Below are 17,439 nucleotides of genomic sequence, written 5' to 3' on the forward strand. Positions count from 1 at the left end.
GACTCATTAATGGAGTTCAAAGCCTCATTAATGGAGTTCAAAGACTCATTAATGGAGTTCAAAGCCTCATTAATGGAGTTCAAAGCCTCATTAATGGAGTTCAAAGCCTCATTAATGGAGTTCAAAGACTCATTAATGGAGTTCAAAGACTCATTAATGGAGTTCAAAAACTCATTAATGGAGTTCAAAGACTCATTAATGGAGTTTTCATTTACTAAAATCCCACTCTTGCATTCTCCTCTGCGCCTCTGCGTGAGACAAAAATTTTTCAGTAATTACGAATTACGAATTACGCATTACCCTAGCAAGACTTGCACTTACACCTTCAGCATCCGGTGACTTCAATCGCTGCAAAATCTCTAAAGCTGGTTGCAAATAGGATATCGCTTTAGTGTATTCACCCTGCTGTTCCGCCAAATCTCCTAACCGCCACAGAGTCATTGCTTGAGTTCGGATATCACCAATGCGTTGAGTTATTTCCAAAGACAGATTGAAAAGTGCGATCGCTTCATCCACTTCCCCTTTGTTGGCGTAGATATATCCCAGACAGTGCAACGTCACCACTATGCCTTCGACATCTCCAATACGTTCTTTTATTTCCAAAGAGTGATTGTAGAGTGTGATCGCTTCATCCACATCCCCTTTGTCGGCATAGATACGTCCCAGTTGATGCAACGTTGCCGCTTTGCTTTGGACATTACCAATACGTTCATTTATTTCCAAAGACTGATTGTAGAGTGCGATCGCTTCATTCACTTCCCCTTTGTTGGCGTAGATACTCCAGACAGTGCAACGTCACCGCTTTGGTTTGGACATCCCCAATGCGTTCAGTTATTTCCAAAGACTGATTGAAAAGTGCGATCGCTTCATCCACTTCCCCTTTTTTGGCGTAGATAAGTCCTAGATTGTTCAACGTCGCTGCTTTGCCTTGGACATTACCAATGCGTTCTTTTATTTCCAAAGACTGATTGTAGAGTGCGATCGCTTCATCGAGTTCCCCTTTGTTGGCGTAGATACCTGCCAGTTGGTGCAACGTCGCCGCTTTGCCTTGGACATCTCCAATGCGTTCTTTTATTTTTAAAGACTGATTGTAGAGTGCGATCGCTTCATCCACTTCCCCTTTGTTGGCGTAGATAGCTGCTAAATTGTTCAACGTCGCAGCTTTGGTTTGGACATTACCAATGCGTTCAGTTATTTTCAAAGACTGATTGTAGAGTGCGATTGCTTCATCCACTTCCCCTTTGTCGGCGTAGATACCTGCCAGTTGGTGCAATGTAGCCGCTTTGGTTTGGACATCACCAATACGTTCAGTTATTTCTAAAGACTGATTGTAGAGTGCGATCGCTTCATCCACTTCTCCTTTGTTGGCGTAGATACCTGCCAGTTGGTGCAATGTAGCCGCTTTGCCTTGAACATTACCAATGCGTTCAAATATTTCCAAAGACTGATTGTAGAGTGCAATCGCTTCATCTACTTCCCCTTTGTTGGCGTAGAGAATTGCCAGACAGTGCAACGTCGCCGCTTTGGCTTTGACATCACCAATGCGTTCAGTTATTTCCAAAGACTGATTGTACAGTGTGATCGCTTCATCTACATTGCCTTTGTCGGCGTAGATACCTGCCAGTTGGTGCAACGTCGCCCCTTTGCCTTGAACATCAAAAATGCGTTCTTTGATTTCCAAAGACTGATTGTAGAGTGCGATCGCTTCATCCATTTGCCCTTTGTAAAGGTAAATCATTCCTAAACAGTGCAACGTTGAGGCTTTGCCTTGAACATTACCAATGCGTTCAGTTATTTCCAAAGACTGATTGTAGAGTGCGATCGCTTGATCGACTTCGCCTTTATCGGCTTTCAGCATCCCAAAATAATAATAAATTGATGCTAATTCTTGTTCGTCTTCTGCGGGACAAAGATTTAAAGCTTGTTCGTAATAGTTTAATGCTTGATCAACCTCACCCATTTGGTGTTCACAATAAGCAATTTCTCTAAGAACACTATGGTTTTTATTAATTTCTAAGGTTGATTTGCACAGATGTATTGCTTCCCGAAAACGGCTTTGATTCCGCAAGTGTCCCGCCAATGAATTAGCTATTTTTGCCGCGATTTCTTCATCCTTCCCCAACAAAGCCAAGCGATGAATTTCTAACCTTTGTGCTTCCGTAGAACTTTCCGCCTCTTCCCACCACAGACGATACAAAATTTGTGCAGCTTGTTTATACAACTCTTCACCCTTGGGGTTTTCTGGAAACTCTAGCAAAGGTGACAAAATCCGGGGAACACGATACAACCTCTCTGTGTTGTTGGTGAGGGTAACTTCCAACAAACCCAAAATTTCAGCGCGTTGAATATGACTTTCCCAACTTGAGATATCCTCACAAATCGGGTCAATAGCAGCTTGAGGAACATCGCCAATTTCTGTCTCAGTGATAAAGTAAGGCGTATTCGGCTCTAAATCTCCCCTCCTCGCTTGCGGGGAGGGGTTGGGGGTGGGGTTCTTTTCCGCTTCACCAGGAGTAATTGAGGCGTGTCCTGTGAGGTGAAACACATCAAAGTCATTAAAATAGCGACTCCACACCTTACCCAACTCGCTAACGCAACCGCTTTCTTCCACCCGCAAATCTAAATTAAAATCTCGCGTATCAGCCAGAATTTTCGCCTCTTCCTGTTCAAAGTCTAACTTTGGTTCCACATCTTCCGGGTCGGTTGCCATAAACAATACTCGCAATTGTCGTGTTTCCACAGCAAACCCTGATGTTTCTTTCTCAATCCAGCGCAGAGGCAAAACCACTGGATTAACGCGCTTTACCAAAAAATCCTCACCATCATGCAGCACTTCCCAAGGTAGATGTGCCAGTTTTTTATCAGTATCAATGGCAATTACCAACCCTTCAGCGCGACAATTAGCAATTCCCCGACTCAACCACCGTCCATCCCCATCCAACCAAAAAAACAACTGCTGCCCGATTCTTGGTAAATAGGGCAGAGGTTTATAGTAATCGTCTTCGCGTTGGTTGAGTAAATCAGAGACTTCTGCTAATTTCAGGCGACGTGATTCATCGTGCTTTTTTTGAGGTAGCCAATACCTGAGTTCAACTGATTCCTGCGTACTTTCCCGAAGTTGAATGCGGATAGTTTGCACTTATTTGCTGATAGATTTGAGGATTTCCGTGATTTCCTCTATAGTAGCTTCTTCGAGTAAAATTCTATTTCCAGTCTCAGGGTCAAGAATTACCACATCAAACTGTTTTCCTGGATGAGATTTATGCCATTCTTGATACCATTTGCGAATTTGTTCAGCTAAAGCCGCAACACCACCCACAATGCCGATAATAGTAGCGATCGCCGCCAAAGTTCCCTCTCTTTGGGTCGGAACTTCATAGCTTCCCGATATTCCAGGAATTTCTAGCAAAGCCTCGGCTGCTGCTGGTGCGCCTTCACGCACAGACACAGAGAGGATTGCAAAATTATTTACTTTGTGTTGCAAGAATTGCCTAAAATAAGGCAACAGACGCAAACCTGGAAACTCACATCTTGCACTTAGTCCTGGCGATTAGAAATCGCGGCTATACAAACGAAGTCCACCTCCGTGGACTAAGAGAAAATCAAAGGCTTTTAAACTAAGAGAAAATCAAAGGTTTTTAACCCACGGAGGTGGGTTTTGTCTGTGTAGCCGCGACTTCTAGTCGCCTGGTGCTTTCAAAAATTATGAATTATGTTAGCAATGTAGGAGCGTCATTATCAATTACAAATTACTTTAAGTCCTTTATTAGCAGGATAACAATATGGTTCAGACTCCAGTTAAAAAACTAACTTTTGAAGAGTTTCTAGAGCAATACCCTGATGATGGCATTTACGAACTGATCAATGGAGAGATTATACCAGTGGAGCCAACTAGAGCGCACAAGAATGTGGCAAGGTTTTTAATGCTTGCTTTCAATGATGAAATTAGACGCTTGGGACTAGACTATATTGCTGACAAAGATGTGATCATTAGGACGTTTACTGATACTGGGCAAGAACAAGGCAGAAAACCAGATGTGAGCGTAGTTAGTGGTTCACAGTGGAACAGCAATGTTCTAGCCTACGGAGCGCTGATTGAGCCGATTCAACTTGCTGTGGAAGTCACCTCAACAAACTGGGATGATGATTATGTTGACAAATTAGATGAGTATCAGAGGCTCGGCATCCCTGAGTATTGGATTGTAGATTATCTAGCGATCGCTTCTCGTGCTTATCTCGGTAATCCCAAACTCCCCACGATTTTTGTTTACCAATTAGTTGAAGGTCAATACCAAGTCCAAAAGTTCATGGGTAATGATCGCATTCTCTCTACTACCTTCCCCGAACTAGCGTTAACTGTTAAAGAAGTTGTGGCTGCAAGTCAAATCCACAAACTATGAGAAGAAATGGTATGGACTCCCTTACACGCCAAAATACATCGCACCATCCGATCGCGCCACTTATTTGAGCGCAATCAACGGCTATTAATCGCTGTCTCTGGCGGACAAGATTCTTTATGTTTAATAAAATTACTTTTAGATTTACAATCCAAATGGGGATGGTATTTAGGTATTGCTCACTGTGATCATCGCTGGCGTTCTGACTCCCAAGCTAATGCTAACCATGTCGAAAACTTAGCTAAAACTTGGGGTATATCCTTTTATTTAGAAACAGCGATCGCTCCGGTAAATAGTGAAGCTGCTGCACGCGATTGGCGCTATCAAGCTTTAAGTGCGATCGCCAAAGCAAATAATTATCAATATATAGTTACAGGACACACCGCAAGCGATCGCGCCGAAACTCTTCTCTACAATTTAATTCGCGGTACTGGTGCTGATGGCTTACAAGCCCTGACTTGGCAACGCCCTCTAACTACGGGCATTATGCTTGTGCGTCCACTTTTAGAAATTACGCGAACACAAACAGAGCAATTTTGTCAAGAGTTTAAATTACCAATTTGGGAAGATTCCACCAATCAAGATTTGCAATATGCCCGCAACCGCATTCGCCAAGAGTTATTACCATATTTACGGGAAAATTTCAACCCCCAAGTAGAATCCGCCTTAGCCCAAACAGCAGAACTTCTCCAAGCGGAAGTGGAATATTTAGAAAAAGCTGCCCAGGAGTTGCGGGATGGGGCATTGGGCATTGGGCATGGGGCATTGGGCATGGGGCATGAGGAAGATTCTTTTACTACTCTGCTTCCCTTGAGGTTAAATCGTCGGGTATTGCAGAAAGCACCATTGGCACTGCAACGTCGGGTGATGCGTCAGGTATTGCAGCAAATACTGACTGATGCGCCCAGTTTTGAACACATCGAAAAATTAACGGCTTTAATTATAGCACCCAACCGATCGCAAACTGATCCATTTCCTGGAGGTGCGATCGCTCAAGTAGAAGGCGACTGGATCTGTTTGAAATAGTTAGGAGTTAGGAGTTAGGAGTTAATAGTTAAGATTTATACTATTGGAATTTGAACAAAAAAACGATAAGGATAACTGGAAAGATGATCCTTACTTTTAATCTAGATAAATACAAGAAATTATTAATGGGACTTAGACAAAAAACACCCATAAAAAAGCCTCAAATCTATATACAGAGAGACTTTGACATCGTTTTGCTTGGTTGATTGATATATCTGGGTTTGAGCCGTTTTTGAGCATTTGGTGTATTTCCCTTACTCTGCATGGGTTTTAGGCTTGTTTATCCCTCAAAAATGTTTAAGTCCCGTTAACGAACTTTGGGGGTTTAAGTCCATAAAATAAGGCTGCTTGTATATCTTCTGGTTCTAATTCCGGGTAATCTTCAAGAATTTCTTGATTAGTAGAACCCTTGGCTAATAATTCTAAAATCATTGCTACTGGTATTCTTAATCCCCGAATAATTGGTTTCCCAGCCAAAATATTTTTGTCAAACTTAATGCGTTCTAGTAATTTTTCATCGTTCATCTTTACTACCTACCTCTGATAATTTGCCAGTGACATATAGCAATTTATTTTTCCAGATCATCTTGATTGAACATTTGTTCACCGGAAGAAACGATTTCGGCACGTATTTGCCGCAGACGTTTTCCCAATTGAGATTTATCGAACAGAATTCAGCAGTCAGGAGCGGAGCCGGAGACGCTCCGCCGAGGCGTCAGAATACAGGAAAGGTATTCTGTATGACTGGCGGATGAAGAACTGGGTTTAAGACCCCCACCAAATCTACGATTTGGTGGTCAACTTTCGTAGTGGCGGGTCCCAATCTCGGACTGAAAGATTGCTGAATTCTGAATTCTGGATTCTGCATTCTTCTTCAACTCTCTCCTAAAAACTTCATCCACTTCTGCTTTCCCTTCCAGCAACGCCGTCAAACCTTCCAGGCGATCGCTGTTTGTAATTTCGTCATAATAAGTACCTGGACAGAATTAATTACATATTAGTTATTTGCCAATCCTTTGCCAGCCAAGGATTTAAGACCAAATTTTTGTGTAATTAATTTTGTCCGACTACTTAGCGGCTGTAATGGCTTTAGTCCAATTACTGGAATTGATTTACACGCGAGGTTTTTGCTACTTACTACTAACCTAATAAGCTGCGTAATCGAAATTTATTACTAATGGATAGTTAGTAAGGAGAAGATCTGGGGGTGAGGTTTTGATATCATTTACTTCATGCACCTGGGAACCGCTATAACTCCAAACTCCTAACTTATTAAGACGCCAGTAATTCTGGTTGAGACATTAAACCTTCAAGAGTATGACGCAACTGTGCGATCGCTTGCAGTTGAGAATCACCAGTTTCCTGAAATTGATCCAAAGATTCTCCAATTCCTTGCAGCTTTTGCCGTAATCCATCTAGAGAATCCTGAATTGGTTGTAGTGCTTCTTCATAGAGATTCACTCGACCACAGCATTCAGCAGTTGTTCTTCGTAGGGACAACAAGTTTTCCTCGATCGCTTTGAGTTCTTGGCGTTTTTCATCCAAATCGTGAGTTTGATTGTCAATCATTCCCTGATTTAGCTCAATACCAGCATGGATCTGCTCAATCTCACGTTCCAGCTTTTGGATTTCCTGTGAATATTGTTGTCGCTGGGTTTCAATTTGTAACAGAATCGGTTCTAAATTAATTTTGTTGTTGCTTTCTTTTTCATCAGCAACAGTATATCCTTGTCGCCGTAACAGTACAGCTTGGTGTTGCTTGAGAAACTCCTGATGCTGTAACATATTGCGGCGTTGTCCCACCAAACTGGAGTTTAGCATCTGATAGAGGTCTTGTTCATCCGTTAGTTCCAATTCCAAATTGATCTGGTCATGGTCAGATGCGTGATTTATTTTAGTTTGGAGTTGTTCTATAGTTTCTTGTTTATATTTCAGTTCTTGTTCTTGATCGTGAACAAAGCTAGCGTCTATTTCCACCTTATATTGCAAGTCTTGCACTATTTTTTGTAGTTCTTCTAAAGGCTTTTTCTCCAAAGCTTCCAGATCAACTTGCTGACCGAGAACTAGATCACCAGATGTTGCAGCCAAAGACTGAATCTGTTGATATAACTCTTCAGCGTTTCGTAACTGCTCTTTGATTATTCGAGCATACTCTTGCTTGCTGCTAAGGTCTGCTCTATTCACCTGCAATTGGGCTGTGTGCTGGGCTAGAGAATTTTGTGCTTGTTCCCATGCATTTTGGCGATCGCTAAAGTTTTGTGACAAACCCTCAACTTCTGCTTGCTGTTGAGCGATCGCAGTTTTTTGCTCCTCCAATTTTTGCCAGTGCGGAGTCAGAATAACTTGCTGCTTTTCGACCAATTCAAAGCCCAGATGGAGGCGTTCTCTGACTGTTTCCGTGGGAACAGCACTACTAGACAAGCGATCGAGTAACTCACTCATTACCCGACTTTGCTCCTCATCCAAAACCGTCCCTTGTTTAAAATCCCCTTCACGTTCCTCTAGACGACGCTGCTCACCCCGCAAATGCTCCCAAGCGCCTTCCAACTCCTGGCGATTGCGCTCAACTTCTGTTTGCAACCGTTCAAGTTCCTGGCGCGAGGTGTCAACTTCCTGTTTTTGCTCCTCCAGGCGTTGCACCTCATCCTCCATTTCTTCCAACTGTTCTGATCGTACTTCCATATCCATTTCACGGCGATTCAACTCTTGCGCCTGAAACGTCAGCGACTGCTTCCACTGATCAATCTCATCTTCCTTGAGCTTAAATTTCTCCAATTGGCGGGAAAAATTCTGCAAAATGTTGACTAGTGGACGCCCTGCTTCTTGAATCCGCTGCACTTGACGATTCGGATTCAGTTCAACCAGTACCAAAGCACCATCATTTAATTTGCTTGCGTCCTCAGCAGCAATCACATCTTCCGACACAGTACTCCAATTCTGGTCAGTTCGCTGACAAGCTAGCAGTTTCAGTTCAGTTTTGGCACCGCCACTGAGTAAACCACCTTTCTGTTTTTGTACTTCTGCTAAATACAGCACACCCTTAGTCCTTTACCGTTAGTCCTTTTTAGTCCTTTATTGATGCACTTAAAGTTCGTGTTTTGGCATATACCTGAAATAATTCTGTTAACTCGGCTCACTGAACTGAAGTTTAGGAGCATAAGACAGACAAAACTATAGACGCGAGATATTACGTCTTGGATACTTGTAAAAGCGACTTGATCGCGCCTTTATATTTTGTACTGATGAAAGTGATGATGACTTCCGTGTTAACACTAGCTTTGTCGAAATGTATTACGAAAGATTAAGGTTTATAGTTTAATGTATTCTCCCATGAGAACAAGGAACAGGGTAACAATCTTTCCAATACTCCAGAATCAATACTTAAAGAAGAATTCAGAATTGAGAATTCAGAAGTCAGAATTCAGCAATACTTAAGGAGTAGTTTTTAGATAAATGCAGGGAAATTTAAATGAAATTGATATTTGCAGTATCCTGCAATTGATTGAGTTGGGACAGCGAACTGGGCAACTATGGGTAGAAGCTCATAGCTCTCACCATAGCAACAAACTGGGTGGAGAGGGAGCTAGCAAACATCGCCCTCAACAACAGTCTTGGTTCGTCTTTTTCCTGAATGGTGAAATTATCTATTGCCAAGAAGGTGAGAGTAGTTTATCCAGAATTAGGGATTATTTACGTCATTACCGAGTTGAAATGCGACTCACCGACAAACAAATTGCTTCCCTACCATCAATCGACGCGTCAGAGTATGACTATCTTTGGGCACTCTTGGAACAGAATATCATCAACCCAAAGATAGCTGGTAGTATCATTTACGGCTTGGTGCATGAAACCCTTTTTGACCTGTTGAGCTTACACCAAGGTAACTTCATTTTCCATCAGGGTGCGGCACTTGCCCCGCAATTAAATACTTTCGAGATTGCTCCTTTTGTTACAAAAATTACCAAACAGGTGCAAGAGTGGAAGCAATTCTATCCACACATTCAGTCTCCAGAACAATTGCCAGTGCTATCTGACAAAATTCAGCTACAATCCTCGCTACCAGAAGCAACCGTGAATAAGCTACAACATTGGGCTGATGGTAAAACATCCTTGCGTCAACTGGCTCGCAATCTCAACCGAGACATTTTGACAGTCGCTAAGGCAATATATCCATATGTGCAACAGGGTTGGCTACAACTAGTATATTCAGAGACAACTAAACCAGATACCCACACGGGTAGCGGGGAATTGAAGGAAAAACAGAAGGGGCGGATAGTATGTATTGACGATGCGATCGCCATCGGTGAAACTATAAATTCCATCCTACAACCACAAGGTTATGAAGCGATCGCCCTCACCAATCCCTTAGAGGCACTGAGTCTGGTTTTTCAACTCAAACCGGATTTAATTTTATGTGACATTGCCATGTCGGAATTGGAGGGGTACGAGGTTTGTGCCATGCTGCGACATTCAACAGCATTTCGGCTTATACCGTTTATCATGCTTACTGGTAAAGATGGATTTATTGATCGAGTCAAAGCTAAGATGGTCGGGGCTACAGATTATTTAACAAAACCGTTTACAGACACTGAGTTACTTATGCTCGTAGAGAAATATATCAACATAGACTCTCAATAGGGCATGGGGCATTGGGCATGGGGCATGGGGCATTGGGCATGGGGCAGATAAAAAGATCCAAGATTTATTGATCTACTAAAAGATCAGGTAAAAGATGTTATCACAGAGTCAGCCAGCTTAGTGAAAGATCAATATCCAGGAAAATAGTGAAAAACTAGAATTAATTTATACAGTTAATACTTGCGGAGGAATCAGGGAATGTTCCAAGTAGGAACGTCTACATCAGGAGGTAGATAGACACTTATGAGTACAGTTCTGATTGTGGAAGATAGTATCGCGCAAAGGGAGATGATTACAGACCTCCTAAAAGCAACTGGCTTAACTGTTACCCATGCCAGTGACGGATTAGAAGCATTGGAGGCAATTCAAATAGCACCTCCAGATTTAGTGGTATTGGATATTGTTATGCCCCGGATGAACGGCTACGAAGTTTGTCGGCGGTTAAAATCCGATCCAAAAACCCAAAATGTCCCTGTGGTGATGTGTTCTTCCAAAGGCGAAGAATTTGATCGCTATTGGGGCATGAAGCAGGGCGCAGATGCCTATATAGCCAAACCGTTTCAACCAACCGAGTTGGTGGGAACAGTCAAACAACTGCTGCGAGGATAAGGATAAAAGCAATATGGTCAGCAAACCGGACTTTTTAAGTGGTAGCGGTCAAGACCATTTCCGTCCTGAATTACAAGTAGAAAGTCCTGAAGGTGAGTTACATTTGAGGTTTTACATTCCCTCGCATCAGGAGTTTGCACTACAAGCAACTGGTATCCGGGAGGTAATTGAACTAAGTCCTGATAGAATCACCCCGATTCCTAATGCTTCTCCTTTACTTTTGGGTACTCTAAATTTACGAGGTCGAGTTATTTGGGTGGCTGATTTGGGTCAATTTCTTGGGGAAGCAAGTGCATTAAACACGGATAGAGCGGAAATTCCGGTGATTGCCATTGAAGAGCAAGACACAATAGTGGGTTTAGCAGTAGAGGAAATCGGTGGTATGGACTGGCTGGATGTCCAGAATCTCATGCCACCAACTAATGTTCCCGATACTATGGCTCCCTTTTTACGTGGAGAGTGGTTATTACGTGCTAAAAATAATCAGTCTCTACGACTGCTCGATCAAATGGCAATTTTACGGAGTGCTAGGTGGGCAGGATGAAATTGGAGGAGGAAATGGCAGCAAGTATTGATAATCACGAACCAACATATCAACAGGCGATGACCGCCTATGTCCAAAGGGATTATGAGGTTGCCGCCACCTTAGTTGACCAAGTGGTGCAAAATTTCCCAAATGACCCGAACTCTCATTTGTTACGGGGTCACATCTACTATGTTTTGCAGCAGTACGATGTCGCAAAAGAACAATATCAACAGGTATTACGCCTGAGCGACGATCAAGAAATTATTGGTTTTGCCAATAGTGGAATTGAGAATATCAATCAATATTTACAGTCATTCAGTGGGGAGATTGATACATCAGGAAGTCAAGAGCAAATAAATTCCTCAGAGATGTCTGATGCACTGGTATATAGCGAACCAGAATTAGAAGATTTGAGTGCTAGTGAGGATTTTGACAGCAATAACCTGGATTTGAACTTTTTTGGAGAGGTTCAAGAAACTGTGAATGGCGTTGAAGAGCTATCTTCAAAAAGTCCATTTGACATACCTACAGAAGATAGTATTGGCACAGTAAAAATATCAGATTCTTCTCCAGCTTTTGGTGACGACCCTTTTGCCTTCAATGAAGAATCTCTAGAACAAGAGTCAAATAGCAATTTGGAGGAGAAAACAGAATTAGAGTTGCCTGCTTTCTGGCAGGAAGATGTATCAGAAGATAGTCTGGAAGAATCATTAGTAAATAGTCAGTTTTCAGATAATGGGATAAATTCTGAGCGCGGAAATTCAGCTATTGAGAATAATAACTCTTCATCTTCTAATTCCGAAACTGGTAATAGCGAGAATAATTTCTCTGATTTCTTGAGTGAAACAAAGTCTCCAGAGCTTGGTATTGGGAATTTAGAATATAAAAAATCTAGTTTTGGAGACGAAAATTTACTGATTATTGAAGAAGAAATTAGAAATGGTTCGGCAACAACAAATAACTTGGAATCCAGCAGTCAAGAACATTTGCCGGGAACCGAGGCAGATGATTGGTTGAAACCAACAGATTTGGGAACAGAGTCAGCTTTTGTGGCTGATTTATCTGATGATTCTTCATCTTTTAGCAGCAATCTCCCTCTAGAAGAAAAGCCGTTAAAATCAGGTGAGATTATCGGGGAAAATAACTTTGATGACGATGAAAACTTTGATATGGAAGCATTTGAGTCGGCCTTTGGCTCAGAGGGATCAAACCCTTATGAAGACTCAAATAATATATTAAATGGAGAAAGTTCTAAGAGCAATATCGAGTTTTTAGATGACTTTGAGGAATTTGACGATTTAGGCAACATTCCAGGGTTTGACCTGACGGAAGGAGGTTCTAACTTTGGTGATCTAGCAATGCATTCTGCTCCAGCAGAAACTAGTGGCAGTGGAAACCGTCAAAGCGCGGAGGCTTTTTTAAGTGATGCAGCTAGCGATCGCGACGAAGAACTATTCTCGATGACTGGTTCCCATGAAGCAGTTCCAGTCTTTAGCCAAACAGATGTCTCGAAAGTAGAACCCAATGTTAACGTCGAGCAAGGCTGGTTAGCACCATTAGAGAATGCCTCCATCGAAAGGAAACAATGGCTAATTGCTGGAAGTGTGGGCATTGTCTCGGCGCTGGTTGTAGCTACAGTTAGCTTTGTCGCCACCACCTTTTCGCCAGCCCAACAACGAGAATCAGTCCGAAACACAGGCTGGGCAATGTCATTAGCCTCTGGGATTGCCGGTTTTGCTACCGCAGGCTTCATGGGGAATCTGGCGCTTAAACAAATTCGGCGCACAACTGATGATCTCCAAACTCAGTTTGAGGCTGTACGTCAAGGAAATCTGAATGCTCAAGCCACAGTGTTTTCCGAAGATGAATTGGGGCATTTAGCCACTGGCTTTAATGAAATGGCGCGAGTAATTTTCACGACTACAAGTGAAGTCCAACGAAAAGCCGATGAACAAGAGGAGGCCAAAGAAAACCTCCAACGCCAGGTGATTCGTCTGTTAGATGATGTGGAAGGAGCTGCTAGAGGAGATTTAACAGTCCAAGCGGAAGTGACAGCCGACGTTCTGGGAGCCGTAGCTGACGCCTTTAACCTGACAATTCAAAACCTGCGGGATATTGTCCAACAGGTAAAAGTGGCAGCCAAGGATGTGACAAAAGGTGCAACCAACTCTGAAACCTTTGCTAGAGCCTTATCTAGTGATGCTTTGCGCCAAGCAGAAGAGTTGGCTGTGACGCTGAATTCTGTACAGGTAATGACTGACTCGATTCAACGGGTAGCAGAGGCGGCGCGGGAAGCCGAAACCGTCGCCCGCGATGCTAGCACGATCGCTCTCCAAGGTGGAGAAGCAGTAGAAAATACTGTGGCGGGGATTTTAGAAATTCGAGAAACCGTTGCCGAAACCACCCGAAAAGTGAAGCGGTTGGCGGAATCTTCCCAAGAAATTTCTAAAATTGTGGCGTTGATTTCCCAAATTGCTTCCAGAACTAATTTGTTAGCACTCAATGCTAGTATTGAGGCGGCAAGGGCGGGAGACGCTGGACGCGGGTTTGCGATCGTCGCCGATGAAGTGCGCCAGCTAGCAGACAAATCTGCGAAATCCCTGAAGGAGATTGAACAAATTGTGATGCAAATCCAAAGCGAAACAGGCTCTGTAATGACCGCGATGGAAGAAGGCACACAACAAGTAATTAAAGGGACAAAATTGGCAGAAGAAGCCAAGCGATCGCTCGAAAACATTATTCAAGTGGCGAATCGCATCGATATTCTTGTGCGCTCGATTACTAACGACACTGTGGAACAAACCGAAACCTCCCGCGCTGTCGCTCATGTAATGCAATCAGTAGAACTCACTGCCCAAGAAACCTCCCAGGAAGCACAGCGAGTTTCAGGTGCCCTACAACACTTAGTAGGTGTATCCCGTGACTTGATCGCCTCCGTTGAACGTTTCCGAGTGGAAACTATGGAAACTAGATAAATTGTCATTTGTCCTTTGTCCTTTGTTATTTGCTAATGACCAATGACCAATGACCAATGACCAATGACTAATGACTAATGACTCTTGACTAAAAAACTATGCTGCCGGAACAACAACAGCGGATTTTGGGTTACTTTATCGAAGAAGCCAGGGATCACCTGAATACCATTGAGCAGGGGTTGCTGAATCTAGAGGGTACCTTGAATGACCCGGAAATGATCAGTGAAGTCTTCCGGGCGGCTCACTCTATCAAAGGAGGAGCCGCGATGCTGGGATTGACTAGCATCCAGCATACCTCTCACCGTCTAGAAGATTGTTTCAAAATTCTCAAAGATAATCCGGTTAAGATTGACGAAAAGTTAGAATCTTTATTTCTCGGTGTATCTGATACCTTAAAAGCGCTGTTAGAGCAGTTGAGCGCGCCATTTGGTCTTTCTGAAGATGCGGCTAATACTTTGATGTCAGAAACTGAGCCGGTCTTTCAATGGCTGTATGAGCATTTGGAATTACTTGTACAACAAGCGAATAGTCGAACAGCCAGCAGTCCTGACGCCACAGAACTACAGACAACCTCTGGAGAAGATAATGTCTCCACACTTACAGAACTTTTCCTGCGGCGAGATATTTCCGATTTGCCAGAAGACACCCATGAGGAATCTCCAGAAATATCCTTCCCTGTAGCACCCCAAGAGGTGCGAGACGATCGCGGACACGGGTTAGCTGTGCGATCGCCAGTCACGGGCAAAGAAAATAATAATTGGAGCGAGTTTCAAGCCCAGGTGTTGCAAACACTGCGGGAAATGTTGAAACTATTTAAGCAAACAACGACACCCTCAACTCGGCAAAAGCTTCAGCAATGCTGTTACCAGTTAGTCAAACTTGGTGAGACTTGGAATTTGTCTAAGTGGTGTGGTTTGTGTGAAGCCGCAGCCAGTGCGATCGGCAATCCTGAAAATACTTATCTCACGTTAGCTAAAATTGTCATTACCGAAATCAAGCAAGCTCAAGAATTTGTCCTGCAAGGTAGAGAAGCCGAAATTGCAATTAGTCAGCAACTAGAAGCACTTTTGAGCTTTGCAGAAATTGAGTTATTAGAAATTACTCCTGATTTGTTTGATGAACAGTTTGCGGCTTTCACAGAATTATCAACTACCTCAGAGCCAATTCTATCTGCTAACACAGAGCCGTTAGTCATAACTAACCTAGCTGCGGCAACTGAAGAACTTAATTTAGACGAGAATATTAGCGATCGCTACGCCAACGTCTTTGACGAACGCTCCTATCTTCTCCAAGAGACACTACTAAACGCTGCAACTCACACTAGTCTTGCTTTCACCACACATGAGGAAACACATCCAATCAGCAGCAATCTTGATCCCAATGGGCCAGAGGTAGGAATAGCTGAGTTAAATACCCTTGCTGATTTATTTGCAGGTGAGAGTCCTGAACTAGATGATAGCTGGCATCAAGAAGAAACCTTAAATATTGTTGCGAACAATGACTTTGGAATTGATTTCAGCAGCACTGACGCTGAGGACGCTCATAACGATTTATTCGATTTACTCTCCTTTGATGAAGACATAACCAAGAAGCAGCGCCCAACAACCACAGCCGCGACAGAAGATTTATCCCTGTTATTTGGCGACAACTTCCTAGAAAAAGAGAATTCAGAACCGCAAAATCAACAAACATCTGCCACGATTCCAGAGTTGACCGATATTAACGTACTTGATATAAATTTAGACTCTTCTTCTCCCGAAAATTTACAAGAATTTATTGATATTACTAGTGATACAAACCAGTCTCCTGGGGAGATTGTCCAAAATAGTGTCAATAAAAACGATCTCGTTGAAGATTTATTGACATTGCCACTAGATGATGATATAGAACTATTGCCTACAGGCGAAATGACTCAACCAGAAACTGAGGCGATCGCCAGTGTAGAACTATCTACTAACCAACAAAACAGTTTTGATAACTTATTCTTAGAAACTAGAAATGCAAATTGGGTAGAACAAATTACCCCTAGTGACTACATAGAATTACCCCAGCAAACAGGCTTGTCTTTGGATAGCCTGTTTGCTGAAACCCCAGAACAGACACTACTGCCTACAAGTGAAGCAGAAATTGGTGATTTATTTGATACATCTCCGGCAACAGCACCTGAGTTTTCGGAATCAGAAAATGATCTGAGCAACTTCTGGAGCGAGGAAACCACAGAGGAAGCGGACGAATTCGATTCCTTAATTGAGCAGAATGTGGAAAGGGCGTTAGAGGAGAGTTTATTTACTGATGACATTTTTGCCGATAGTCAACAGCCCATACCGAATCCTATAGCTAGTTTTGACATAGAAGAAGATTTTGATCTCAATTTCCAGCGCCAAGAGCAGCTAGATTTGCTATTCTCATCAGATTCTGGAGATGATTTATTTGATCAGTTAGCACCGAGTAACTCAACTATTTCCTCTGTAATCAACGATGCTTTCACAACTGAAACGCCGTTATTCGCGCCGCATCCAGAAGAGGAAATTCTCAGGCGATCGCAACAACCAGAAGCTTTAGATTTTGTTCCAGAATTTACTAATCAGCCCCCAGAGATATCTGATGTTGATCTGGAACTTAATTCATTCGGCTCTTTCGATGAAAATCCGCAACTGCTGTTTGAAGATGCAGCCACAGATGACTCCACCTATATTCAGATGGAAACCACAGATCATACTGTGGATGAACTAGCAGCTAGAGAAACTTCTTTAGAGATCAATTTTGGGGAAACTTCAGATTTAATATCACCCGAAGCACAGCCAGATGATTTGTTCAACCCTTTCGATGAAAATCCGCAACTACTGTTTGAAGATGTCGCCACACATGACTCCACCTACATTCAGATGGAAACCACAGATCAGACTGTGGATGAACTAGCGGCTAGAGAAACTTCTCATATCAGTTTTGGGGAAACTTCAGATTTAGTATCACCCCAAGTACAGCCAAGTGATTTGTTCGGCTCTTTCGATGAAAATCCGCAACTGCTGTTTGAAGATGCAGCTAGAGATGACTCCACCTATATTCAGATGGAAACCACAGATCAGACTGTGGATGAACTAGCGGCTAGAGAAATTTCTCATATCAGTTTTGGGGAAACTTCAGATTTAGTATCACCCCAAGTACAGCCAAGCGATTTGTTCGGCTCTTTCGATGAAAATCCGCAACTGCTGTTTGAAGATGCAGCTAGAGATGACTCCACCTATATTCAGATGGAAACCACAGATCA

The 17,439-nt window shown here is 42.8% G+C and carries 10 protein-coding genes and 1 pseudogene; 7 read left to right on the plus strand and 4 right to left on the minus strand.

Translation table 11 applies throughout. From position 1 onward, the window contains the following. Positions 1 to 282 precede the first annotated feature (282 nt). Positions 283 to 2,881, minus strand: a pseudogene (locus tag V7L05_RS01885) (tetratricopeptide repeat protein); the annotation flags it as partial. 258 nt (positions 2,882 to 3,139) lie between these two features. Beyond that, on the minus strand, positions 3,140 to 3,448 hold the full coding sequence (locus tag V7L05_RS01890) for a hypothetical protein (RefSeq protein WP_335161290.1): 309 nt from the start codon (positions 3,446 to 3,448) through the stop codon (positions 3,140 to 3,142). Between the two features lie 334 nt (positions 3,449 to 3,782). Between V7L05_RS01890 and V7L05_RS01895 the strand changes: the two genes are divergently transcribed. Next, positions 3,783 to 4,400, plus strand: coding sequence for a Uma2 family endonuclease (locus V7L05_RS01895; protein WP_335161291.1), 618 nt, complete (start codon positions 3,783 to 3,785; stop codon positions 4,398 to 4,400). Positions 4,401 to 4,406: 6 nt separating this feature from the next. Then, positions 4,407 to 5,423: a tRNA lysidine(34) synthetase TilS gene (tilS, locus tag V7L05_RS01900; RefSeq protein WP_335161292.1), complete on the plus strand. Its 1,017-nt coding sequence runs from the start codon at positions 4,407 to 4,409 to the stop codon at positions 5,421 to 5,423. Between the two features lie 297 nt (positions 5,424 to 5,720). Here the strand turns inward: tilS and V7L05_RS01905 are convergent, their stop codons facing one another. Further along, positions 5,721 to 5,948: a DUF433 domain-containing protein gene (locus V7L05_RS01905; RefSeq protein WP_335161293.1), complete on the minus strand. Its 228-nt coding sequence runs from the start codon at positions 5,946 to 5,948 to the stop codon at positions 5,721 to 5,723. Between the two features lie 747 nt (positions 5,949 to 6,695). After that, positions 6,696 to 8,459: a pilus motility taxis protein HmpF gene (gene hmpF, locus V7L05_RS01910; protein WP_335161295.1), complete on the minus strand. Its 1,764-nt coding sequence runs from the start codon at positions 8,457 to 8,459 to the stop codon at positions 6,696 to 6,698. Between the two features lie 417 nt (positions 8,460 to 8,876). Here hmpF and V7L05_RS01915 point away from each other — a divergent pair, with 417 nt between their 5' ends. The 5 genes from V7L05_RS01915 to V7L05_RS01935 form a co-directional block, all read left to right on the plus strand. Next, complete coding sequence (locus V7L05_RS01915; protein WP_335161297.1) at positions 8,877 to 10,061, plus strand: response regulator; 1,185 nt, start codon at positions 8,877 to 8,879, stop codon at positions 10,059 to 10,061. Between the two features lie 243 nt (positions 10,062 to 10,304). Further along, on the plus strand, positions 10,305 to 10,670 hold the full coding sequence (locus V7L05_RS01920; RefSeq protein ID WP_069073698.1) for a response regulator transcription factor: 366 nt from the start codon (positions 10,305 to 10,307) through the stop codon (positions 10,668 to 10,670). 13 nt (positions 10,671 to 10,683) lie between these two features. Further along, a complete protein-coding gene (locus V7L05_RS01925) occupies positions 10,684 to 11,214 on the plus strand; it encodes a chemotaxis protein CheW (protein WP_335161299.1) in 531 nt (176 codons plus the stop codon). 14 nt (positions 11,215 to 11,228) lie between these two features. After that, complete coding sequence (locus V7L05_RS01930; RefSeq protein WP_335161301.1) at positions 11,229 to 14,171, plus strand: methyl-accepting chemotaxis protein; 2,943 nt, start codon at positions 11,229 to 11,231, stop codon at positions 14,169 to 14,171. A 98-nt stretch (positions 14,172 to 14,269) separates the two neighbouring features. Then, on the plus strand, positions 14,270 to 17,439 hold a 3,170-nt coding region (locus tag V7L05_RS01935; RefSeq protein WP_335161303.1), incomplete at its 3' end, for an Hpt domain-containing protein.

Source organism: Nostoc sp. (genome assembly GCF_036917755.1).
GTDB lineage: Bacteria > Cyanobacteriota > Cyanobacteriia > Cyanobacteriales > Nostocaceae > Nostoc.

What these genes read in the sequence shown, in the direction of transcription:
- V7L05_RS01895 (WP_335161291.1), top strand. Translation starts at nt 3,783, where the DNA reads ATGGTTCAGACTCCAGTTAAAAAACTAACTTTTGAAGAGTTTCTAGAG.
- tilS (WP_335161292.1), top strand. Translation starts at nt 4,407, where the DNA reads ATGGTATGGACTCCCTTACACGCCAAAATACATCGCACCATCCGATCG.
- V7L05_RS01905 (WP_335161293.1), bottom strand. Translation starts at nt 5,948, where the DNA reads ATGAACGATGAAAAATTACTAGAACGCATTAAGTTTGACAAAAATATT.
- V7L05_RS01915 (WP_335161297.1), top strand. Translation starts at nt 8,877, where the DNA reads ATGCAGGGAAATTTAAATGAAATTGATATTTGCAGTATCCTGCAATTG.
- V7L05_RS01920 (WP_069073698.1), top strand. Translation starts at nt 10,305, where the DNA reads ATGAGTACAGTTCTGATTGTGGAAGATAGTATCGCGCAAAGGGAGATG.
- V7L05_RS01925 (WP_335161299.1), top strand. Translation starts at nt 10,684, where the DNA reads ATGGTCAGCAAACCGGACTTTTTAAGTGGTAGCGGTCAAGACCATTTC.
- V7L05_RS01930 (WP_335161301.1), top strand. Translation starts at nt 11,229, where the DNA reads ATGGCAGCAAGTATTGATAATCACGAACCAACATATCAACAGGCGATG.